A 22,556-nucleotide genomic window follows, 5' to 3' on the forward strand; every position below is an offset into this window, starting at 1 on the left:
TTTACAAGAAATTTAAGTTGTAACAAGGTGATTAGACAACTCGAATTTAATTAATCATCAAACAGAGACAATTGATAACCCTCGAAACGGTCATTACTTTCATCTCTAAAATTTGAAATCGAAATCCCCATTAGCCGGACCTTTTTATCAAACTCCAGCTTTAGCAACAATGAAAGTGCAACTTGATACATATCTTCTTTATGTTTAAAAATCTCTAAGATAGAGATACTTCTTGTCAACACCGTAAAATCTTCAAATTTTACTTTTAAAGTCAAAGTCCTCCCCCATTTACCACCTTTTTCAAGTCGTAAATAAAGTCGTGAATTTAAGTCTTCCAAAATTGATTTTAATTCATCTAACTGTCCAATATCATTAGGAAAAGTATCTTCAATACCAATAGATTTACGAATACGATTTGGTACAACTGCTCGATTGTCAATACCTCTCACAATTTGATAAAAAAAATCTCCCGATTTACCAAACCATCGCATCAAATCTACATGCGATTGCTTTTTTAGATCGAGACCTTTAAAAATACCCAAAGAGCGCATTTTATTTGCTGTTACTTTTCCAACTCCAAAAAATTTTTCAACAGGTAGCTCCTCCATAAAAGTTACAATCTTTGAAGGGCCTATGAAAGTTAAACCATCAGGTTTATTCATATCAGAAGCTATCTTTGCCACAAATTTATTAACCGACACCCCAGCAGATACTGTCAAATTAAGTTCGTCTTTTATTTCACGTTTAATTCTCTTAGCAATCTCTAGAGCCGACCCAATATGTTGTTTATCATGCGATACATCTAAAAACGCCTCATCCAAAGATAGCGGTTCAACCAAATCAGTATAACGATAAAAAATGGAACGAATATGATCGGACACCTGTTTGTAAACATCAAATCTAGGACGAGTAAAAATTAAGTGGGGACATAATTTTATAGCTTGTATAGATGACATAGCCGACTTAACACCATATTTTCTCGCCTCATAACTAGCGGTGGCTACAACACCACGTCCATCAGGAGATCCACCAACGGCGATAGGCTTACCCCTTAATTCTTCAAAATCGCGTTGATCAACAGAAGCAAAAAATGCATCCATATCTAAATGAATTATTTTCCTCTTCTTATTTAATATTGTATCATCCATCGTTTTTCAAAAAACAAATTTAGATAATATTATACAGAGAAGTCTCAACATTTACTATTTTGAATTCATCATTACCTAATGCAAAAAAATAAATACACAGATAAAGGATTGATTATAATCAGAATAACCGGCTCCTTTCAGCAAATAAATGCATTACTACATAATTACATTTTTAGACAACCAAAACCAGTATTAATTAAGGAATTATAAATACCGATATAAAAAAGATGGCCCAAAAATTGATTTAAGTATAAACGAAACTTTATTGTTCATCTAAACAATTTTACTTAAGTTTATTATAAAATTAAACTCAGATATGACTAATTCTACAGATACGCAACAAAAAAAAGGAGGTTTTAAAAAATTTTTATTTATCACCATCTTAGTTATTTTAGCAATTGGAGCTAGCATAACGTATTATAAATATTACTTCGTTTTTGGGGAAGGTGTTAAATCAGGATATTTAAACTATGCTGTCAAAAAAGGAAATGTTTTCAAAACATATGAAGGAAAACTTATTCAAGAGGGTTTTGGACAGATGAAAGCTGGTGGTGTAGCAAGCAATCAATTTGAATTTTCAATTGAAGACGATACCGTTTTTAAACAACTGGAATCAAATAGTGGAAAATACTTTGATTTGCATTATAAGGAATATCATGGAGCACTACCTTGGCGAGGAAATACGGTCTATATTGTAGATAAAGTAATCAGTATGAAATAAAAGAAGCACTGTTTTGTAAACAGTGCTTCTTTATTATAATCGTATATTCAAAAGTTATTAAAAAGGCGCATCGTCCGGCATGTCATTCATACGTGAAGGCATTGTAATACCACCAGTCATCCCGCCCATATCACTACCACTAAACATAGCTGAAGGATTCATTGCTGGAGAACTGAATGATGTTGGATTATTAAAACCATCCGCGGCGCCAATACCTGTGAATTCATCTTCCAAATCGACAAACTTCACATATTTACCGACAAAACGAAGTGGTACAATTCCAGTTTCACCATTACGATGCTTAGCAATAATAACCTCTCCTACACCAGCAGTTGAACGACCTTCTTCATCTTCAGTCATACCATAATATTCCGGACGGTATAAAAATAATACCATATCTGCATCTTGCTCAATAGATCCGGATTCACGTAAATCAGAAAGCATAGGACGTTTTGAATTTCCTGGACGAGACTCTACTGCACGGCTCAATTGTGAAAGGGCCAATACCGGAACATTTAACTCTTTTGCAACAGATTTCAATGCTCTTGAGATACTACCGATTTCCTGCTCACGATTACCACCACCTTTTCCTTCTGCCTTTCCATGCATAAGTTGTAAATAATCGACAATAACCATCTGGATATCATGCTGCGCTTTTAAACGTCGGCACTTGGCTCTAAATTCAAATACGTTTAATGCTGGTGTATCGTCAATAATTAAAGGCGCTTCAGTCAACCTTCCAATTCTAGAATGCAGTTGCTGCCATTCATGATCAGCTAAATTACCTTTCTTCAACTTCTCCTGTTCAATTTCTGTTTCTCCAGCTATCAAACGATTAACCAATTGCACCGAAGACATCTCAAGAGAGAATACAGCTACAGGCTTATTATGATCTACAGCAGCATTACGTGCTACAGATAAGACAAAGGCCGTTTTTCCCATCGCAGGACGAGCCGCAATAATTACTAAATCTGAAGGTTGCCATCCCGAGGTCATACGATCTAATGCCGTTAAACCAGAAGGAACACCTGTTAATCCATCTGTACGATCACGCAACAATTCCAAATTTGATATTGCTTCACGCATGATATCATCCATTTTCCTAGAATCTCTTCTTAAATTATTCTGGGCAATATCAAATAAACTCTTCTCTGCATGATCCAAAAGATCAAAGATATCCGAAGTTTCATCATAGGCACTATTAATAATCTCTGTTGAAACTTTAATTAATTCACGTTGAATATATTTTTGCGAAATAATACGGGCATGAAATTCAATATTAGCAGCAGAAACAACACGATCAGTTAATTGTGTTATATAATATGCTCCACCAACCATTTCCAGAGCTCCCATTTTTCGAAGCTCAGCAGTAACAGTTAATAAGTCAATAGGAGATGATTTCTGAAATAAGCTAAAAATAGATTCGAAAATTTTCTGATGAGCGTCTTTGTAAAAAGATTCTGGCTTAAGAATATCAATAACTTCACTTAAGGCATTCTTCTCCAACATCAGAGCTCCTAAAACCGCCTCTTCCAAATCTAAAGCCTGTGGAGGAAGTTTACCTAATCCACTGACTAAATTATTGAGTTTGGTTCTACGCTCTCCGAAATTGGTCTTCTTACCAGTTCCAGTATTACTATCTTCAAAATTATTATCGTTACTCATCTTATATGATATCCAAAAACTTGTGCATGTACGCTAAAAAACTGATAGCGGATAGCAAATGTAAAAAAAATAAGGTAGACATTTTTCAAGAGTTGTACACAGTCAAATTAGTTGTGAAAACAATCACCCCAAAAGCTTTTGATAAACATTGATTTACAACTCAAGTTTTCCACATTTGATGTTGAAAAAAATGTTGATAATAAAAAACAGCATCTAATTAACAAGATATTAAGTAACTGTTAACAACTTCCACCAATGTTAATAAAGTTACGCTATTTATCGCAACAATAGCGCAATCAAAAAAATAATAAATAATTAAAAATGTGTTCAAATCGTCACGCTGAATAAAGTATTTGCAAGAAAATTTTGCTATTTTGATTTTTCCTTTTCGATCATATTAAAGCTCAATCAGAATATTGTATCTTTGCTACTATGACAAATGAAGCATCATCATTAAAACCATACAAGGACGCAAAAGACGGTAAAAAAGAGCAAGTTGCAGATATGTTTAATAACATATCCAAAACTTATGACTTTTTAAATCATTTTCTATCCTTAGGCATTGATATCATCTGGCGTAAAAAAGCAATTAATGCTTTAAAATCCATCGCTCCGCAATATATGTTAGATGTAGCAACAGGAACTGGTGATTTCGCGCTGGAATCAATTAAAATATTGAATCCAAAAAAAATAATCGGCGTAGACATTTCGCAAGGTATGCTTGATGTTGCACAGCAAAAGATTAAACAAAAAGGTTTATCTGAGCAATTTGAAGTACAACTTGGTGATTCAGAACAGTTGCAATTTGACGACAACACCTTCGATGCTGTAACGGTTGCATTTGGCGTCCGTAATTTTGAAAATCTAAATCAGGGCTTAGCAGATATCTGTCGTGTATTGAAGCCTGGCGGAAAAGCAATAATATTGGAATTTTCTAATCCTAAAAAATTTCCAATTAAACAATTGTATAATTTTTATTTTAAAAGAATAACCCCAACAATAGGAAAACTCTTCTCAAAAGATTCGAGTGCATACTCGTATCTACCTGAATCTGTAGCTCGATTTCCTGATGGTGAAAAATTTGCGGAAATTACAAAAGCCGTTGGATTTTCAAACACAATAATTCGCCCGCAGACTTTTGGCGTTTGTACGATATATATTGCCACAAAATAGAGAACCAAATTTATTTTATTTTTAAATTAATTCAATGTCAAAAACAGTATTCATTACAGGGGCAAGTTCAGGTATTGGAGAAGCTTGTGCAGAAGTCTTAGCGCGTGAAGGATATAATTTATTACTTTGTGCGCGTCGTTTCCAAAGATTAGAGGAAATTAAGGATAGACTTAATAAACAATATCCACAAATTGCGATTCATATCTTTGAACTTGATGTTCGCAATTATGATGAGGTAAAATCTAAAATTGAGAACTTACCTTCAGAATGGAAAAATATAAATGTACTTATTAATAATGCAGGATTAAGCCAAGGTTTAGATAGCATCCAAGATGGCGATATCGGCGATTGGGATCGCATGATCGACACAAATGTCAAAGGATTATTATATGTTACAAAAGCCGTCATACCGCTATTAGAAAATCAAGAGGGGGCACATATTGTCAATTTAGGATCTATAGCCGCTAAAGAGGTGTATCCAAATGGAAATGTCTACTGTGCCAGTAAACATGCAGTAGATGCACTTAATAAAGCAATGCGAATTGACTTACTTCCGAAAGGAATAAAAGTAACCGGCATAAATCCGGGAATGGTAGAAACAGAGTTTTCAGAAGTGCGTTTTAAAGGTGATATCGAGCGTGCAAAAAATGTGTATAACGGAGTTGACGCTTTAACGGGAAAAGATATTGCTGAAACAATATCTTTTGTGATTAGCAGACCCAAGCATGTTAACATCAACGATCTCATTATTATGCCAACCGCACAAGCAACAGGAACGATTGTAAATAGAAAATAATAAAATTCAGTTTAATATGACTTTAGAGGAAAAAATAAATCAAGATATCAAGACCGCAATGATCGCAAAAGATGCGAACAAATTACGTGGCTTACGTGCTGTCAAAGCAGCTATTTTATTAACAAAAACGGAAAAAGGTCACAGCGAAGAATTGACAGAAGAAACAGAAATTAAAGTTCTTCAAAAATTAGTAAAACAACGTAAAGAATCCGCGGAAATTTACAAAACTCAAAACAGAGATGATCTGTATGCGATCGAAGTTGAAGAGCAAGAAGTAATTGAAGCATACTTACCAAAGCAACTCAGCAGAGAAGAAGTGGAAGCGATTATCAAAGAAATAATCAGCACAACTGGAGCTTCAACAGTAAAAGATATGGGCAAAGTAATGGGTGCTGCTAACCAACAATTAGCAGGAAAAGCCGACGGAAGGACAATTTCCGAGCTTGTAAAAAGTTTACTCGCTTAATTAGATATACTTAATATAAAAAGGGCTATAGTAATATAGCTCTTCTTTTTATGGAATTATTTTGGAAATATAAGACATTCTCTGAATTAACAACAGAAGAATTATATCGCATCCTCAAATTACGTGTTGATGTCTTTGTGAATGAGCAACAATGCTTTTATCCAGAATTGGATAATAAAGATGATCAGTGCGCCCATATTTGGGCAGAAATCAATAATGAAATTGTTGTTTATGCCCGAATTGTACCACCAGGTCTATCTTATCCGGAACCGGCAATTGGCCGAGTTGTAACAAACCCATCCTTTAGAGGTAATAATTATGGGAAAGCTCTTATAAATAAATCGCTGACCTGCATATCTGAAAAGTATGGTAGCACAGCGATTCAGATAGGTGCGCAAACCTATCTAAAGAAATTTTATGAAAGCTTCGGATTTGAACAAGTATCCGATGAATACCTGGATTATGGAATCCCACATATTGACATGATAAAACCTAAAACTTACTAATATGAATCATATTGTTATTATTACTGCCGCAATATTAGGTTCTACAGCCATTATGCTGGGTGCCTTTGGTGCACACGCTTTTAAGAAACTAATTAGCGAAGAAAAACTAACCTCTTTTGAAGTAGGTGTACGTTATCAAATGTATTCGGCTATTACCTTACTGGTCTTAGGGTTTAATTTACATTTCGACCTTTACAGTGAACGTTTTGTATTTTATAGTATAACGGCAGGAACTTTATTATTTTCTATCAGTATCTACCTCCTGTCTTTTGCTCAATATTGGAATAAAAATTTAAAATTCTTAGGCCCAATTACACCATTAGGGGGACTGTTAATGATCGCTGGCTGGGTTGCGTTAATCATTCGTTTTATTTAACTTTACCTATATCAAGGCAATGATGTCTGCCACTAACCGCTTTAATGAGCTGATGACGTCTACTTTTGCTGATACTTTTTGTATCCGCTAGAATCGTTTATGACAATAAGTAAGTAGACATGTCAACTAAAAGTAACACTTTATCAAAAATAGCACTTAAAGAGAAGACTTTTTGTGTTTTAAAATGGATAGCGATCGCCATTTCAGTTGGGTTTATTGTAGGGTCAATCTCAGCTTTCTTTCTCACGAGCTTATCCTGGGTAACAAATTACAGAGATCTTCATCCCGTCATCATGCTAGGATTACCATTAGCAGGTTTAATAATTGGATTACTTTATCACTATTATGGTGGAGCTTCAAGCAAAGGCAATAATCTCCTGCTTAAAGAATATTACCAAAGCGAACAGACCATCCCATTAAGAATGGCACCTTTGGTTTTATTCAGCACGTTGCTTACACATCTTTTTGGAGGTTCCGCAGGAAGAGAAGGAACCGCTGTACAAATAGGAGGTGCAATCGCCGATCAATACTCAAGAATTTTCAAGTTAACTCATGATGATCGAAAGATTTTAATCATTATCGGGATAAGTGCGGGATTTGCTTCTGTTTTTGGAACCCCCTGGGCAGGTGCATTATTTGGACTAGAAGTTATAACTGGTGGAAAGTCAAGATTAAAAGCACTTATACCAAGTATCATGACAGCCTTTATTGCCAACTATGCCTGTTCTTTCTGGAATGTATCGCATACACATTATCACATTCGAGAAATCATCCCCGCAATCAATCTGCAATATCTACTTTATACGGTCATCGCAGGTATAATTTTTGGATTAGTAGCTTATCTATTCACTGCATTCGGAGATATTTTCAGCTACATTTTCCGAAAGATTCAATACCCTCCCCTGCGTCCTTTTATTGGAGGTATTGTCCTTATTTTCCTAATATGGCAGCTGGGAACTACACAATATATAGGTTTAGGAATTCCTACGATATTAGCCTCTTTCGAAAGTCAATTAAATTCTTATGATTTTATTATCAAACTATTACTTACCACTTTCACCCTTTCCGCTGGATTTAAGGGTGGAGAAGTAACACCATTATTTTTTATTGGTGCAACTCTAGGTAACGTCCTATTTGGAATTATTCCGCTACCAATGGGATTATTGGCCGCAATGGGTTTTATTGCTGTTTTTGCAGGAGCAACCAATACGCCACTGGCTTGTATACTGATGGGGGTAGAATTATTTGGGTTTGAAGCCAGTATTTATTTTGCAATTGCTTGTTTTGTCGCCTATTTCTTTTCTGGAGCGAAAGGAATCTATACAACTCAGATCATCACAGGCCCTAAACATCACTTCTATCTCCACATAAAGAAAAGGCAAAATGACATCTACGAACGATTAAGGAATCTGTAATAAAAAAGTTCAAGGATTTGTCGCCAATAATCCATCCTTGAACTTTTTCAACTACAATTCTTTAAGGTGTTTATAGTTAGATTTAATCGTATCCAAAACTTCCTGCATTTTACCTCCAAGCATCAATTTAGACATTGACTTTGCCATTCCTACCATTTGATCAAAATCAACCTTAGGAGGCATAGCTAGCGCATTTGGATTCGTAAAAACATTTAATAGAATTGGACCAGGATGCGCTAAAGCAAACTCAACAGCATTCCAAACCTCTTCAGGCTTATGTACATTCATACCTTTAAAACCCATCGCCTCCGCTATAGCGGCAAAATCAGGATTTACCATATTAGTTTCGTTATCAGGAAGTCCGGCAACTTCCATCTCTAATTTGACCATACCAAGAGCCCGATTATTAAAAACAATTATTTTTACAGGCAGTTGATATTGATTAATAGTAGCTAAATCACCAAGCAACATCGACAATCCACCATCACCACATAATGCAATAACTTGCCGTTCTGGATGAGATAAAGCAGCTCCAATTGCCATTGGCATCGCATTGGCCATAGATCCATGATTGAAAGAACCGAGCATCTGCCGTTTACCAGTCCCTGAAATAAAGCGCGCCCCCCAGACACAGGTCATCCCCGTGTCCACCGTAAATATAGCATTGTCCGTAGCCAGTTCATTAATACAGTGTGCCAAATATTCTGGCTGAATTGTATCCTCCCCTCCTTTTTCTTGCATAAAACTACGCATATTGTCCTTTACTTTCTCATAGATCTTCAGCTGAGCTTCAAGGAAACTTGCATCTTCTTTTTGTTCCAGCAACGGAAGAAGTGCCTGTAAAGTATGTTTGATATCCCCGCACAATCCCATTTCCAATTTTGCGCGTCGTCCTAATCGTTCAACAGCAGTATCAATTTGAATAATCTTATTATTAGTAGGCATAAACTTATCATAAGGGAAATCCGTACCTAATAATAAAATCAAATCTGACTCATGCATACTTTGATAGGCTGCGGCTTGCCCTAGCAAACCAGTCATTCCTATTTCGTAAGGATTATCATGTTGAATCCCCATTTTACCTCTAAAAGAATACCCTACTGGGGCCAAAATCTTTTGAGATAATTGTACAATTTCAGGATGAGCCCCAGATGCTCCAATTCCGCAAAAAACGGTAACACATTTACTCGCGTTAATAACTTTTGCAAGAGCGTCTAATTCACTATCAGAAGGCCGAATGACAGGATTTACATAAAATAATTGGGTAGACACCGAAGAATCTTCAGCTTTCATTTCTGATACATCCCCTGGCAAACCGATGACAGCAACTCCTTTCTGTCCTATTGCATGCTGTATGGCAGTCTGAATAATTCGAGGAGCCTGTTCGGCAGTAGTTATTAATTGGTTGTAGCAACTGCAGTCATCAAAAAGCTTTACAGTATTTGTCTCTTGAAAATACCCCATGCCCATCTCCGAGGTATTAATTGTAGAAGCAATTACAATCATGGGAACGTGTGAACGATGAGCATCATACATGCCATTTATGAGATGGACGTGACCAGGTCCGCAGCTACCTGCGCAACATGCTATGCCATCCAGTTCCGCTTCAGCAGCCGCTGCATAAGCCCCAACTTCTTCATGACGCACATGAATCCATTTAAGTCGGCCATCTTTACGTATTGCTTCATTAAAAAAATTAAGACTATCTCCAGTAACCGCGTAAACGCGTTTTACACCTGCTTCCACAAGCATTTCAACCAACTGATCTGCTACAATCTTTGCCATATTAAATTATTTAAGTTAAGGGGAAATCAACACCCCCTATACTAAATAACAATGAAAAATAAAATCAGTTTTAAAATATTCTGTTAATAAAGGCTATAATAGCTTACCCGATAATAATAAGCCCGCAACGGTAAAATAAATAATCAATCCGGATACATCAACCAAAGTTGCGACAAAAGGTGCTGAAGCTGTTGCCGGATCTAAACCGAATCTGCGTAGTACAAATGGGATAACCGAACCGGATAATGTACCCCAAAGCACAACAAAAAGTAAAGATAAAGAAACACTTAGTGCAATATAAACCCAGTAAATACCATAATCATATATTCCCAGTTCTTGCCAAAGTAAAATTCTAAGAAAACCAATAGTACCCAATATACCTCCCAAAATCAGACCAGATGAAATCTCACGTTTCATGACATACCACCAGTCCTTAAGTTTTATCTCTCCCAAAGCCATGGCTCGAATAATTAATGATGCGGCTTGCGATCCAGAATTTCCGCCACTAGAAATAATTAATGGAACAAATAAAGCAAGAACTACAGCCTTTTCAATTTCTCCGTCAAAGTAAGCCATCGCTGAAGCTGTTAGCATTTCACTTAAAAACAAAATAATCAACCAACCAGCTCTTTTTTGAATCAATTTAAGTAGCGGAGTTTTTGTATAAGCAACATCAAGTTCATCCATCCCGCCAAAACGTTGGATATCTTCCGTATCTCGATCTTTTATCTGATCCAATACATCATCAAATGTCACAATACCGACCAATACACCATTATCCGTCGTGATAGGAAGCGCACTTCGATCGTATTTCTGGAAAATCTCAAATGCCTCCTCCATAGGAGTTGCGGCTCTGATAGCAACAAAATTATGATCAATCAGTTCTGAAATTTCAGTATCTGTATCGGCTAATAACAATTCACCTATTTTTAAATCATCAATTAGCACATTCTTTTCATCGACAACATATATAAAATTTAAGGTTTCAGCCTTCTTTCCAAAAAGCTTAATATGCTTAAAAACATGTTCAACAGTAAAATATGGTCTAACTTGGACATACATCGGGGTCATGAGATGTGCAATACTATTTTCATCATAGCCAATCAGCTTCAACGCTAACTGTTTTTCACGTTCATTTAACAAATTAATTAAGTACTTAATCAAATCATCAGGTAAATCAGAAAATAGCTGATTCCTAATATCAGGCTTTAAGTTGTTAAGTAATTCTTTCAGTTCCGATTCTGAGAGGGATTTCGCTAGGCGATATTGAACATCCTTTTCTAAAAAAGAAAATATCTCAAGTTGCAAGTCAAAATCATAATGATTAAATTGCTCATACAAAGCCTCTTTGTCTAATTTACTTAGATTTTCAGCAATATCTGCGGGATGTACTTTTATTTTTTTACTCATAAATAATTACTTTTTTAATCACCGCTAAAATCTAGAAGCTAAATTGCTAAAGTATTTTGTAAATATCTCAAAATTGAAGTTGACCAGGATTAAGCTCAATAGGATCTTTTCCTTGTTGAAATAATCGTGCAGACAGTACACCTTTCAATTCAATTTGACCATGCTCAACATGTAACCAGCTACCCTCTCGTAAACCCAACACAGCCTGACTGTTGAATTGATGAAATTCTTGGATTCTTGTCTCTCTCGTTTCACCTTTATGTGTAGAGTTAGGATCTGGATCAAGATAATGTGGGTTGAGATTAAAAGGTAAAAACTGTAACGCTTCAAAACTAGGGGGATAAACGATCGGCATATCGTTAGTTGTACCAATTGTCAAGCCCGTTAAATTAGATCCAGCTGAAGTACCCACATAACGTAAACCAGAAGCAACAGCCGATTTAATTTCACTAACAAGATCCAATTCATACAAAGTCTTGAGCAAAAGAAAAGTATTTCCTCCTCCTATAAAAATTGCTTTTGCTTTTTTTATTGCATCCTTTTGATCAGAAAAAGTGTGTAGACCTTTTACCCGAATTCCTTTATCTTTTAAAGCTTCCTGAACATGAGCTGTATATTCATCATAAGAAATACCAGATGGCCTTGCGTAAGGTACAAATATCAATTCATCGGTCTGAATAAAGTCAACCAAATCATTTTTTATATAGGTCAAAAAAGAACTCCCATGGATCGTACTTGTACTGATAACAAGCAATCTAAAATTATTATTCATATCTATCTATCTTACCACTCAAAATTCATTCAAATTTAAAATTTATTATGTTATTTCATCATTAAAAAAGCTAGTGTGAAAATGATTTTAGAAACCTTTACTTTCACACTAGCAACTCTCACATGTCAAATGCAATAAATCTCCATCAAGGATGTTAAACTAACAACAAACTACTCTGCTGATTTATCTGAAGTTGTTTTTATTTTTTTATCAAGTAAGCGCTTTTCTTCTTTCAACGCCTTATTCAATAAAAACTCTATTTGCCCGTTCACACTCCTAAATTCGTCGGCAGACCATTTTTCCAATGCCTTATATACATCACTATCAATCCGGAGCATGAAATTCTTTTTTTCCGCCATATTATTTATTAATAAAACTATTGATACAGGGTTCCCGTATTTAACACAGGAGATGCCGCCTTTTCCCCGCAGAGTACAACCATCAAATTACTAACCATTGCTGCCTTTTTATCATTATCAAGCTCAACTATATCTTTTTCAGACAATCTTTGCAAAGCCATTTCTACCATACCAACTGCACCTTCAACAATTTTAGCACGAGCGGCAACAATCGCAGTTGCCTGCTGTCTTTGTAACATTGCTCCGGCAATTTCAGAAGCATATGCTAAATGACTGATCCGCGCCTCTTTTATAATAATACCAGCTGGAGCCAAACGCTCTAATAATTCTTTTTCTAAGATATGATTAACAGTATCTCCACCTTCACGCAAAGTAATTGTTGCTTGATTATTAGGATCTATTTCCAAATTATCATAAGGAAAACTACCAGCCAAATGCCGCACAGCCGCTTCGCTTTGTGTGCGGACATATGAAGTATAATTTGTCACATCATAAGTAGCCTTATAAGTATCACCAACTTGCCAAACAATAACAGCGCCTATTTCAATAGGATTTCCCATTTTATCATTTACTTTTAAAGTTTGTCCCTGTAAATTATCCGATCGTAGACTAACATTTAAAGTAGAGTACAAAGGATTAACAAAAAATAACCCATTTTCTTTTACTGTACCAATATAACTTCCAAAAAAATTCAACACACGTGAATGATTTGGATTAATGATCATCAGACCCTTTAACAAGAACAGTGTGGTTAAAATAAATAAAATCCCCACCGCAATATACCAGGAAGAAGCTTCTGCTTGAAAGAAACATACGATTCCAAGTACAAAAAGAACAATAGCAATTAAAAGAGCTAAATAACCAGAAAGAGGTTTAATTAATTTTTCCATATTTTTTTAAGTTTTGATATTAGTTTGATATCAAATATATAGCATTAAGATTTCATTTCAAAATAAAATATGCCAGATCAAAAAGGATTCTTTATATTCGGCATAAATGTTTATTATCAAGATGTTTAAACAATCATTCTTACCCATTCAAAATAAAGATATTCAAGTATTAATATTGGGTTCTTTACCAGGAGACAGGTCCCTTCAAGCCCAAGAATATTATGCACATCCTCAGAATCGCTTCTGGAAATTAATCCAACGGATTTTTAATATAACTGACTTTCATTCTTATTCAGGTAAATTAAATATACTGCTAGAAAATAGGATCGGTCTATGGGATGTATGCGCACAAGCAAAAAGAAAAGGCAGTATGGATCTCGATATCCTTGAGGAAATTCCAAATGACCTCACTACATTCTTCTCCCAGCACCAACACCTCCATACCATCATATTTAATGGACAAAAAGCGCGTAAAGTGTTTGATAAACACTTTAAAAAAGCGGATCAATACCAGTATTACACACTACCCAGCACAAGTCCTGCAAATGCACAATACTCTTTAGAAAAATTACTTCTTGAATGGCAAGTCATATTTAAAAAAGATTAACAAATATTTACTACAATAAAAGCTTAAAATTCATAACGAATCATTATTTTTGCAGCAACATGTCAGATTTAAAATATAACCAAAGAGGTGTATCCGCAGGTAAAGAGGATGTACACAATGCTATTAAGAACATCGATAAAGGATTGTATCCAAAAGCTTTTTGTAAAATCATTCCTGATATTCTAGGTGGTGATGAACAGTGGTGTAATATTATGCACGCTGATGGTGCAGGTACGAAATCTTCCTTGGCCTATGTTTACTGGAAAGAAACAGGTGATATATCTGTTTGGCGCGGTATTGCACAAGATGCAATCATCATGAATCTTGATGACTTACTTTGTGTAGGCGCTACCGATAATATTTTATTATCATCTACTATTGGTCGTAATAAGAATGTCATTCCAGGAGAAGTTCTTGCAGAAATTATCAATGGAACAGAAGAAATTCTAGCAGAGCTCCGTGAGATGGGTATCGGTATCTATTCAACAGGTGGTGAAACTGCAGATGTGGGCGATTTAGTACGTACTATTATTGTAGATAGTACGGTAACTTGTCGCATGAAACGTGAAGACGTCATTTCTAATCACAACATAAAACCAGGCAATGTAATTGTTGGTTTATCCTCTTCAGGAAAAGCTAACTATGAGACCGAATATAACGGAGGAATGGGATCCAATGGATTAACTTCAGCACGTCATGATGTCTTTAATAAAAATATTGCAGCAAAATATGCGGAAAGTTTTGACCCAGCTGTTCCATATGACTTAGTTTTTTCAGGCAGTCAAAATTTAACCGATAAAATCACAGTTGAAACTGGTGAAGAAATTACAGCAGGAAAACTAGTTCTTTCTCCAACACGTACATATGCGCCGGTAATCAAAAAAATATTAGATCTTTACCGTTCTCAAATTGACGGAATGGTACATTGTTCAGGTGGTGCACAAACGAAAGTATTACACTTTGTTGATGCAGTACACGTTATCAAAGACAACCTCTTCCCTATCCCTCCATTGTTTGATTTGATTCAAAAAGAATCAAATACGGATTGGAAAGAAATGTACAAAGTATTCAACATGGGACACCGCATGGAACTTTATGTACCTGAAGAAATTGCATCAGAAATTATTGCAATCTCCGAATCTTATGGTATTCCCGCTCAAATTATTGGTCGCGTAGAAGCTGCTACTACAAAACAAGTAACAGTTAAATCTCCTTACGGCGAGTTTATTTACGAATAACTAAAACGTCATTAGACTTGGTATTTTATCAAGTCTAATGACTCCTTATAACCATGAAAGATAAACTAATTGTGGGTTGGAAAGAATCATTAGATTTACCGGAACTTGGTATTTTTAATATTGAAGCAAAAGTAGATACAGGTGCGGGATCATCTGTTTTACATTGTGAATCTTATGAAATCAAAATAATTGAAAATCAAAAGTGGATTATTTGCCATATTATCGTTAATTTTAAAACAAGAGAACTTCGCATATTCAAATTTCCTGTTTATCGAGAAAAAATTGTAAAAAGTTCATTCGGTCAAAAAGAAAAGCGTTATTACATATTAACAAAAGCCAAATTATATAATCAGTTTTTCGAAATTAAATTATCTTTTAGAAACCGTTCTTCCATGCGATATCCTATGTTACTAGGAAAAAGTTTCCTATCAAAAAGGTTTATCGTGGACGTGTCAAGATCTAACTTATCTCAAAAATCTGTTGGATAAAAAGAATATTCATAGACAATTGTTTATGAACCAACATTACAATTAAATCATTCTAATCATAGCAAAGTGAAAATCGCTGTATTATCAACAGTTAAAAGCTTATACTCGACACGTCGATTAGTAGAAGCTGCAGAAAAACGTGGACATGAATGCGTTGTCATCGATCATAGCAAATGCTATGTAGGAATTCAACAAGGCAAACCTAGCATCCACTATAAAGGTCAAGATATTTCAGATATTGATGCAATAATTCCTCGAATTGGTGCTTCGGTTACTTTCTATGGTTCGGCCATTGTGAGGCAATTTGAGGTAATGGACGTAATTTCAGCCAATCCAAGTCAAGCAATCACACGATCACGAGACAAACTTCGTTGTATGCAAATTTTATCTGGTGCAGGAATCGGTCTTCCCATTACTGGATTTGCCCGTACTGCATCTGATGTTGACGACCTGATTAGCATGGTCGGTGGTGCACCTTTAGTTATTAAATTACTCGAAGGAACACAAGGAATTGGTGTAGTATTAGCTGAAACGAAGAAAGCTGCCTCCTCAGTTATAGAAGCTTTCTATGGATTAGGAAATAATATCTTAATACAAGAATATATCAAAGAAGCGAAAGGAACAGATATACGTGCATTTGTTGTTGGAGGAAAAGTGGTCGGTGCAATGAAAAGAACAGCCAAAGAAGGAGAGTTTAGATCTAACATCCACCGTGGGGGGACAGCAGAAATTATCAGACTTACAAAAAATGAACGTGAGACTGCCATTGCAGCTGCGGCTTCCATGGGATTAACAGTTTGTGGTGTTGATATGATGCCATCAGACAGAGGTCCTCTCGTACTGGAAGTAAACTCATCTCCTGGATTAGAAGGAATAGAAAAAGCAACAAAAAAAGATATTGCTGGAGAAATTATCATGTATCTCGAAAAACAGTTTGAATTAAAGAAAGCTGCCAAACCAGAGATTCGTAAAAAGAAGAAAAAGCAAAGCGATTTATAAAAATTAAGGTTCCTCTAAAAAAGGAACCTTTTTTGTTTATATGAACTTCATATAATGATATGAAAAATCATCTGTTTAGAATACATGATAGAAAAGCCCAAAATTTCATTACCTGATTTTGACAATACTAAAACGAATAAATAGGATTATACGGTTACATTTGCCGATTATATTTTAAGATGCTATGAAGTTATTTCGCTACGGACCACTAAATGAAGAAAAAACAGGAATTTTAATCAATGAAGTTCACTATGACACTTCCGATTTTGGAGAAGATTATGACAATAAATTTCTCGCTAATGGTGGGCTCGAAAGATTAGAAGAGTTTGTGATAAATAACCGTACAAGCTTAAAGCCGATTCCTTCCGAGAGTCGTATCGGAACACCAATTGCAAATCCAACTAAAATTGTATGCGTAGGACTTAATTATTCTGACCATGCAAAAGAAACTGGATTAGCTCAAGAACAAGAGCCAATATTATTTTTAAAAGCTATTTCAGCATTAAATGGCCCCTTTGATAACATTATAATTCCAAAAAACTCATACCATACAGACTGGGAGACAGAACTTGCTGTTGTGATCGGAAAAAAGGGCACACATATTTCGACAGCGGAATCATCAGATTATATCGCTGGATATGTTATGATGAATGATGTAACAGAGCGTCATTTTATGAAACATAGAGGTGGTACCTGGGATAAAGGAAAGGGCTATAATACTTTTGCTCCTTTAGGCCCCTATTTTGTAACAAAAGACGAAATTGAAGACGATGGGAATTTAAGAATTTGGTTAAAACTCAACGGTAAATTAATGCAGGAAGGAAATACAAAAAATTTCATTACTCCTGTTAAAGAATTAATTTCCTATATTTCGGATTTCTTTGGATTATTCCCCGGAGATATTATTTCAACCGGCTCACCTGCTGGCACAGGTATAGGACATGTACCGCAACGATTTTTAGTAGAGGGTGATGAAATTGAATATGGAATAGAAGGTTTAGGTGTTGCTAAGAACACACTGATTAACTTCCAGAAAGAATCCAGTTAAAATCATTAAAAAAAGCACTTAAAAAATTAAGTGCTTTTTTTAATCTGCTCTAGTAGATTATTTATAATTAATTATTCCACCAGCCAATTTCTTCTCAGATTTATGTGCAGGTTTTCCATAAACTTCAATAACGCCACCCGCACGCGTTTTAGCAACAATAGAATCTTTTGCATATACCTCTGCTTGACCACCGCCATTGACCGTAACATTAGTTACATCTGTTATCAATTCTTTACCTTCATATTTACCGCCGAAATTAGACACAACATCTTGTGTGATACTTTTTCCAATAAGTGAAATTGTAGAACCTGAAGTAGGCTTAACATCTACCTTTTTAGCCTCCACATAAACAACCACTAAACCACCCTCTGCCGCGGAAACATTTAATTGATCGGCTACTATTTTCTCTTTTTCTCTATTAACAATCTTCGCTCCTTTTTTGGCAGATAAACTATTCAAAGATTGATAGTATACCTTAACACTGATATTATTTCCTTGAAGCGCATTTAAAGTATTCATTTTAATACGTAATGCACCGTTTTTGTTGATAACTTGGATATTTTCAGAATTAGCCCCTTCAGTAACAACCTCATTGGAATTGCCATGAATTAATTCAACCTGAATTTTATCTGTAACATCTACCGAATTAAACGTACCCACGTTCTGCTTTGTCTGAGCAATTCCTAATTGCGCAATAAAAAATAAAATAGCACCTAATCCTAATTTTTTCATATCAATATATTCTATTCGTATAACTATCCTGCAAAATATGCACCATTCCTGACTTTAAGATAAAATTTAGCAGATTTTAACAAAAATAAATAAAAAACACAGCCACAACAAAAAAGCGTACGAAGTGAAATTACCTCATACGCTTTTTAGTACTACTCAAATGTAGACTCAATCGATATTATAACTTGCTATTAACATCAATTGCATTCAATTCTTGGAAAGCTTGTTTCAAACGTGTAACGAAAGCTTCTTCTCCCTTACGTAACCAAACGCGGGGATCGTAGTATTTTTTATTTGGAGAATCAGCTCCTTCAGGATTACCGATTTGACCTTGTAAATAATCATGGTTTTTAGCTTCATACTCACGAACACCATCCCACATAGCCCATTGCATATCTGTATCGATGTTCATTTTGATTGCACCATATGAAATTGCTTCTGCAATCTCTTCAGGAGTTGAGCCCGAACCACCGTGGAAAACAAAATTAACAGGTTTATCAGCAGTTAAATTAAATTTCTCACGAATGAATTCTTGTGAGTTGTGTAAAATAACAGGTTGTAATTTTACATTTCCCGGCTTATATACCCCGTGTACATTACCAAAAGCTGCTGCTACAGTAAATTTATCAGACACCTTTGATAATTCTTCATAAGCATAAGCTACCTCTTCCGGTTGTGTGTATAATTTCGAACTATCAACATCAGAATTATCTACACCATCTTCTTCACCACCTGTTACACCCAATTCGATTTCAACAGTCATTCCAAGCGGCTTCATACGTGCTAAGTATTTTGCTGAAATCTCAATATTTTCTTCAATAGGCTCTTCAGACAAATCTAACATATGAGAAGAGAATAATGGTTTACCATGTTGTGCGAAAAACTTCTCACCAGCATCTAATAAACCGTCGATCCAAGGTAATAATTTCTTAGCAGCATGGTCTGTATGTAAAATAACTGCAACACCATAGTGCTCTGCTAATAAATGAACGTGTTGAGCAGCAGCGACAGCACCTAGAATACATGCCTTTAATCCATCATTATTTAACGTTTTACCAGCGTAAAATTGTGCTCCACCATTTGACAATTGAATAATCACTGGTGAGTTAACCGCTTTTGCGGTTTCCATCACAGCATTAATCGAGTTTGTACCAGTTACGTTAACAGCTGGTAATGCGAATTTGTGTGTTTTTGCTAATTCAAACAATTCTTGTACTTGATCTCCCGTCAATACACCTTTAAAATCTTTTAGGCTCATATTATAATTTGCTTTTGTTATTTATAATCTCAATATTTATGGACTAAGTTAAAAAAAAAATATTGTTCTACATAATTTATAAAGTGTACTTCTTACACTAACACAATGATCTATGCTCACTAAATAAAGAAGTTTACCCAATAGCATCTATAATTTAATATTCACCTATACGATATTGGATATCAATTACAATTTCTCTAAGTTTGAATTAAAATATAGAACAAATATGTTACACGTATACGGAATCAAAAACTGCAACACAGTGAAAAAAGCGATCAATTGGTTAGAAGAACATCAATTGCCTTATACATTTCACGACTATAAAAAGGAAGGCATCTCTGAAAATAAACTCGAGGAATGGGAAAAAGAAATCAGTTGGGAAAAACTGCTGAATAAAAAAGGAACCACATGGAAAAAACTTGATGTAGAAGAACAAGCGACCGTTACAGATGCACACACCGCTAACCAAGTTCTGATCAAAAACACAAGTATGATTAAAAGACCTGTAATTGAAGGAGGAAAGCAAATTTTGCTCGGTTTCGATGAACTAGAATACGCTTCCTCTCTAAAATAATCGTTACAATCTGACTATTTCTTCGAAAAAATTTAACAATACATCTTTTCATACTATATTTAGGCAGAACAATCCCTACAATTAAGTATGAAAAGATTACCCTTATTGTCAATAAGTATTCTGTCCTTATCATTATCAACTTCAAGTTTTGCTCAACAAAAAAGCAATTATAGTTATACTGAGGCATTTGCTCCTTTATTTTTTAATAATAATGGTGATGAATTTCGCTCAGCAAGTGGAAAACCAGGACCAGCTTACTGGCAAAACAATGCTGACTATAAAATTACAGCAACATTAGACGATCAAAAAAATACAATTGCTGGAAATGTTGAAATAAATTATAGCAATAATAGTCCAGATCAGCTGGACTATGTATGGCTTCAGTTAGACCAAAATATGTTCTCCAAAGAAGGTCGAGGTCAAGCCATATCTCCATTAACAAAAAGTAGATATGGTGATGCTAACGCAAGTTTTGATGGCGGCTATACGATATCTTCTGTCACCGATTTAACTGGTAAACCGGTTGATTATATCATCACCGATACCCGCATGCAAATTAGGCTAACTCAAGCCTTAGCAGCAAAAGGTGGTAAAACAGGATTTAAGATACAATATTCATACACAATACCAGAGTATGGTGCCGATAGAACGGGAATATTAAAAGCCGCCAAAGGTAATGTTTTTGCCATCGCACAATGGTTCCCTAGAGTGTGCGTTTACGACAACATTCGAGGATGGAATACAATACCTTATACGGGGCCTGGCGAATTTTATCGTGAATTTGGTAATTATCAGGTACAGATAACGGCTCCCGCGAATCACATTGTCGTTTTGGGGGGAGAACTTCAGAACCCACAAGAAGTATTTACGGCAGAACAGTTTAAACGCTATGAAAATGCCAAAAATAGTGACCAGACAGTCATCATACGTTCTGCACAAGAGGTCGCTCAAGCAAACTCAAGACCAAATAAAAAAAGCCTAACGTGGAAATACATTTTAAATAATGCGCAAGATATTGCATGGGCTTCTTCCTCTTCTTTTATATTGGATGCGGCGAGAATTAATTTGGTCAATGGAAAAAAATCACTTGCTATTTCTGCTTACCCAGAAGAAAGTAATGGTAATAATGCCTGGGAACGTTCTACCGAGTATACCAAAGCGGCCATTGAACATTACTCCAACAAATGGTTTGATTATCCCTATCCTGTAGCTGTCAACGTAGCTTCCAATGTTGGAGGCATGGAATACCCTGCATTATCTTTTTGTGGCAATAAAGCACGAGCTGGATCCTTATGGGGGGTAACCAATCATGAATTTGGCCATAACTGGTTTCCAATGATCGTATCCAGCAACGAAAGAGAATTTGGCTGGATGGATGAAGGATTCAACTCTTTCATAAATGAAATTGCAACCGAAAGTTTCAATAACGGTGAATATTTTAAACAAGTTGGAGATCCAAACAGTCAAGCAGTCCGATTTACAGATCCTCGCTTAGAAGCGATAATGAATACACCACAAAGCATGGATGAACGCAATATTGGTATATTGCTTTACTATAAACCTGCTTATGGTCTCAAATTATTAAGAAATGAAATTATTGGCGCAGAACGTTTTGATTATGCATTCAAAAAATACATTTCTGATTGGGCCTATAAACATCCGACACCAGAAGATTTTTTCCGTTCAATGGAAAATGGGACAGGGGAAAATTTAAATTGGTTTTGGCGCGGTTGGTTTCTAAACAACTGGCGTCTTGATCAGGCAATCAATAAAGTAACATACATAAAAAATGACCCTAAATTAGGTTCCGTTATTACGGTTCAAAATTTAGAAAAACTTCCTATGCCTGTAGTGGTTGAAGCCACAACAGTATCAGGAAAGAAAATTCGAAAAAAATTACCCGTAGAAATTTGGGAAAGAAACCAATCTTTTGACTTCAAAATAGATTCAAAAGAACCTTTAATATCAGTTCAATTAGATCCTGATAAAGTTTTTCCAGATCATGTTCCGGAAAACAATATCTGGACAGCAAAATAAAAAACAGAAAATCTCATATACAATCATATATGAGATTTTTTTATTAAAATAATTTCTTTTAAATACATTACTACTTATATTTATGTATTTTTG

At 35.3% G+C, this 22,556-nt stretch carries 23 protein-coding genes and 1 riboswitch; of the genes, 14 read left to right on the forward strand and 9 right to left on the reverse strand.

The genetic code is table 11. From position 1 onward, the window contains the following. Positions 1 to 50 precede the first annotated feature (50 nt). A complete protein-coding gene (gene dinB, locus ACFS6I_RS02400) occupies positions 51 to 1,148 on the reverse strand; it encodes a DNA polymerase IV (protein WP_380917936.1) in 1,098 nt (365 codons plus the stop codon). 316 nt (positions 1,149 to 1,464) lie between these two features. On the opposite strand from dinB, the gene ACFS6I_RS02405 reads away from it, so the two are divergent. Next, positions 1,465 to 1,869: a flagellar basal body-associated FliL family protein gene (locus ACFS6I_RS02405; protein ID WP_021192258.1), complete on the forward strand. Its 405-nt coding sequence runs from the start codon at positions 1,465 to 1,467 to the stop codon at positions 1,867 to 1,869. A gap of 57 nt (positions 1,870 to 1,926) precedes the next feature. On the opposite strand, the gene dnaB is transcribed toward ACFS6I_RS02405, so the two are convergent. Further along, the gene (gene dnaB, locus ACFS6I_RS02410; protein ID WP_380917938.1) at positions 1,927 to 3,534 is read right to left on the reverse strand and encodes a replicative DNA helicase; all 1,608 of its coding nucleotides are present in this window, start codon (positions 3,532 to 3,534) and stop codon (positions 1,927 to 1,929) included. Between the two features lie 432 nt (positions 3,535 to 3,966). Between dnaB and ubiE the strand changes: the two genes are divergently transcribed. The 6 genes from ubiE (at position 3,967) to ACFS6I_RS02440 (ending at position 8,266) form a co-directional block, all read left to right on the forward strand. Beyond that, positions 3,967 to 4,707 carry a bifunctional demethylmenaquinone methyltransferase/2-methoxy-6-polyprenyl-1,4-benzoquinol methylase UbiE gene (ubiE, locus tag ACFS6I_RS02415; protein ID WP_132772838.1) on the forward strand — a complete coding sequence of 247 codons (741 nt, stop codon included), beginning with the start codon at positions 3,967 to 3,969 and terminating at the stop codon, positions 4,705 to 4,707. 34 nt (positions 4,708 to 4,741) lie between these two features. After that, positions 4,742 to 5,503 (forward strand): SDR family NAD(P)-dependent oxidoreductase, encoded by a 762-nt coding sequence (locus ACFS6I_RS02420; protein WP_380917941.1) that lies wholly within the window; start codon positions 4,742 to 4,744, stop codon positions 5,501 to 5,503. 16 nt (positions 5,504 to 5,519) lie between these two features. Beyond that, positions 5,520 to 5,969: a GatB/YqeY domain-containing protein gene (locus tag ACFS6I_RS02425; RefSeq protein WP_380917943.1), complete on the forward strand. Its 450-nt coding sequence runs from the start codon at positions 5,520 to 5,522 to the stop codon at positions 5,967 to 5,969. A 50-nt stretch (positions 5,970 to 6,019) separates the two neighbouring features. Continuing rightward, positions 6,020 to 6,475, forward strand: a complete 456-nt coding sequence (locus tag ACFS6I_RS02430) for a GNAT family N-acetyltransferase (protein WP_339423216.1) — start codon at positions 6,020 to 6,022, stop codon at positions 6,473 to 6,475. A gap of 1 nt (position 6,476) precedes the next feature. After that, positions 6,477 to 6,851 (forward strand): DUF423 domain-containing protein, encoded by a 375-nt coding sequence (locus ACFS6I_RS02435; protein WP_021192264.1) that lies wholly within the window; start codon positions 6,477 to 6,479, stop codon positions 6,849 to 6,851. 6 nt (positions 6,852 to 6,857) lie between these two features. Then, positions 6,858 to 6,920, forward strand: a riboswitch (Fluoride riboswitch). A 50-nt stretch (positions 6,921 to 6,970) separates the two neighbouring features. Continuing rightward, the gene (locus tag ACFS6I_RS02440; protein ID WP_380917945.1) at positions 6,971 to 8,266 is read left to right on the forward strand and encodes a voltage-gated chloride channel family protein; all 1,296 of its coding nucleotides are present in this window, start codon (positions 6,971 to 6,973) and stop codon (positions 8,264 to 8,266) included. Between the two features lie 51 nt (positions 8,267 to 8,317). Here ACFS6I_RS02440 and ACFS6I_RS02445 read toward each other — a convergent pair whose 3' ends face one another. The 5 genes from ACFS6I_RS02445 to ACFS6I_RS02465 form a co-directional block, all read right to left on the reverse strand. Then, positions 8,318 to 10,051, reverse strand: coding sequence for a thiamine pyrophosphate-dependent enzyme (locus ACFS6I_RS02445; protein WP_380917947.1), 1,734 nt, complete (start codon positions 10,049 to 10,051; stop codon positions 8,318 to 8,320). A gap of 93 nt (positions 10,052 to 10,144) precedes the next feature. Further along, positions 10,145 to 11,461: a magnesium transporter gene (gene mgtE, locus ACFS6I_RS02450; RefSeq protein WP_380917949.1), complete on the reverse strand. Its 1,317-nt coding sequence runs from the start codon at positions 11,459 to 11,461 to the stop codon at positions 10,145 to 10,147. 67 nt (positions 11,462 to 11,528) lie between these two features. Next, positions 11,529 to 12,233, reverse strand: coding sequence for a dipeptidase PepE (gene pepE / locus ACFS6I_RS02455; protein ID WP_206368135.1), 705 nt, complete (start codon positions 12,231 to 12,233; stop codon positions 11,529 to 11,531). 170 nt (positions 12,234 to 12,403) lie between these two features. Then, entirely contained in the window at positions 12,404 to 12,592 is a 189-nt protein-coding gene (locus ACFS6I_RS02460; protein ID WP_021192268.1) for a hypothetical protein, read from the reverse strand. Between the two features lie 17 nt (positions 12,593 to 12,609). Next, positions 12,610 to 13,482 (reverse strand): SPFH domain-containing protein, encoded by an 873-nt coding sequence (locus ACFS6I_RS02465; protein ID WP_168125862.1) that lies wholly within the window; start codon positions 13,480 to 13,482, stop codon positions 12,610 to 12,612. A gap of 121 nt (positions 13,483 to 13,603) precedes the next feature. Here ACFS6I_RS02465 and ACFS6I_RS02470 point away from each other — a divergent pair, with 121 nt between their 5' ends. The 5 genes from ACFS6I_RS02470 to ACFS6I_RS02490 all read left to right on the forward strand — a co-directional run bounded on the left by ACFS6I_RS02470 (position 13,604) and on the right by ACFS6I_RS02490 (position 17,862). After that, positions 13,604 to 14,089, forward strand: coding sequence for a DNA-deoxyinosine glycosylase (locus ACFS6I_RS02470; RefSeq protein WP_380917952.1), 486 nt, complete (start codon positions 13,604 to 13,606; stop codon positions 14,087 to 14,089). A 59-nt stretch (positions 14,090 to 14,148) separates the two neighbouring features. Continuing rightward, positions 14,149 to 15,327 (forward strand): AIR synthase related protein, encoded by a 1,179-nt coding sequence (locus tag ACFS6I_RS02475; RefSeq protein ID WP_132772853.1) that lies wholly within the window; start codon positions 14,149 to 14,151, stop codon positions 15,325 to 15,327. A 53-nt stretch (positions 15,328 to 15,380) separates the two neighbouring features. Then, positions 15,381 to 15,815, forward strand: a complete 435-nt coding sequence (locus tag ACFS6I_RS02480) for an ATP-dependent zinc protease family protein (protein WP_021192272.1) — start codon at positions 15,381 to 15,383, stop codon at positions 15,813 to 15,815. A gap of 66 nt (positions 15,816 to 15,881) precedes the next feature. Continuing rightward, on the forward strand, positions 15,882 to 16,814 hold the full coding sequence (gene rimK, locus ACFS6I_RS02485; protein WP_021192273.1) for a 30S ribosomal protein S6--L-glutamate ligase: 933 nt from the start codon (positions 15,882 to 15,884) through the stop codon (positions 16,812 to 16,814). Positions 16,815 to 16,998: 184 nt separating this feature from the next. Further along, on the forward strand, positions 16,999 to 17,862 hold the full coding sequence (locus ACFS6I_RS02490) for a fumarylacetoacetate hydrolase family protein (protein ID WP_183915015.1): 864 nt from the start codon (positions 16,999 to 17,001) through the stop codon (positions 17,860 to 17,862). Positions 17,863 to 17,919: 57 nt separating this feature from the next. Here ACFS6I_RS02490 and ACFS6I_RS02495 read toward each other — a convergent pair whose 3' ends face one another. Both ACFS6I_RS02495 and fbaA read right to left on the reverse strand, forming a co-directional pair. After that, positions 17,920 to 18,594, reverse strand: a complete 675-nt coding sequence (locus tag ACFS6I_RS02495; protein ID WP_132772856.1) for a head GIN domain-containing protein — start codon at positions 18,592 to 18,594, stop codon at positions 17,920 to 17,922. A gap of 178 nt (positions 18,595 to 18,772) precedes the next feature. Further along, the gene (gene fbaA / locus ACFS6I_RS02500) at positions 18,773 to 19,852 is read right to left on the reverse strand and encodes a class II fructose-bisphosphate aldolase (protein ID WP_021192276.1); all 1,080 of its coding nucleotides are present in this window, start codon (positions 19,850 to 19,852) and stop codon (positions 18,773 to 18,775) included. A 226-nt stretch (positions 19,853 to 20,078) separates the two neighbouring features. Here fbaA and ACFS6I_RS02505 point away from each other — a divergent pair, with 226 nt between their 5' ends. Both ACFS6I_RS02505 and ACFS6I_RS02510 read left to right on the forward strand, forming a co-directional pair. Further along, on the forward strand, positions 20,079 to 20,426 hold the full coding sequence (locus ACFS6I_RS02505; protein WP_021192277.1) for an ArsC family reductase: 348 nt from the start codon (positions 20,079 to 20,081) through the stop codon (positions 20,424 to 20,426). Between the two features lie 87 nt (positions 20,427 to 20,513). Continuing rightward, on the forward strand, positions 20,514 to 22,463 hold the full coding sequence (locus tag ACFS6I_RS02510; RefSeq protein ID WP_380917957.1) for a M1 family metallopeptidase: 1,950 nt from the start codon (positions 20,514 to 20,516) through the stop codon (positions 22,461 to 22,463). Positions 22,464 to 22,556 lie beyond the last annotated feature (93 nt).

The sequence above is a fragment of the Sphingobacterium anhuiense genome (assembly GCF_042686355.1).
GTDB lineage: Bacteria > Bacteroidota > Bacteroidia > Sphingobacteriales > Sphingobacteriaceae > Sphingobacterium > Sphingobacterium anhuiense.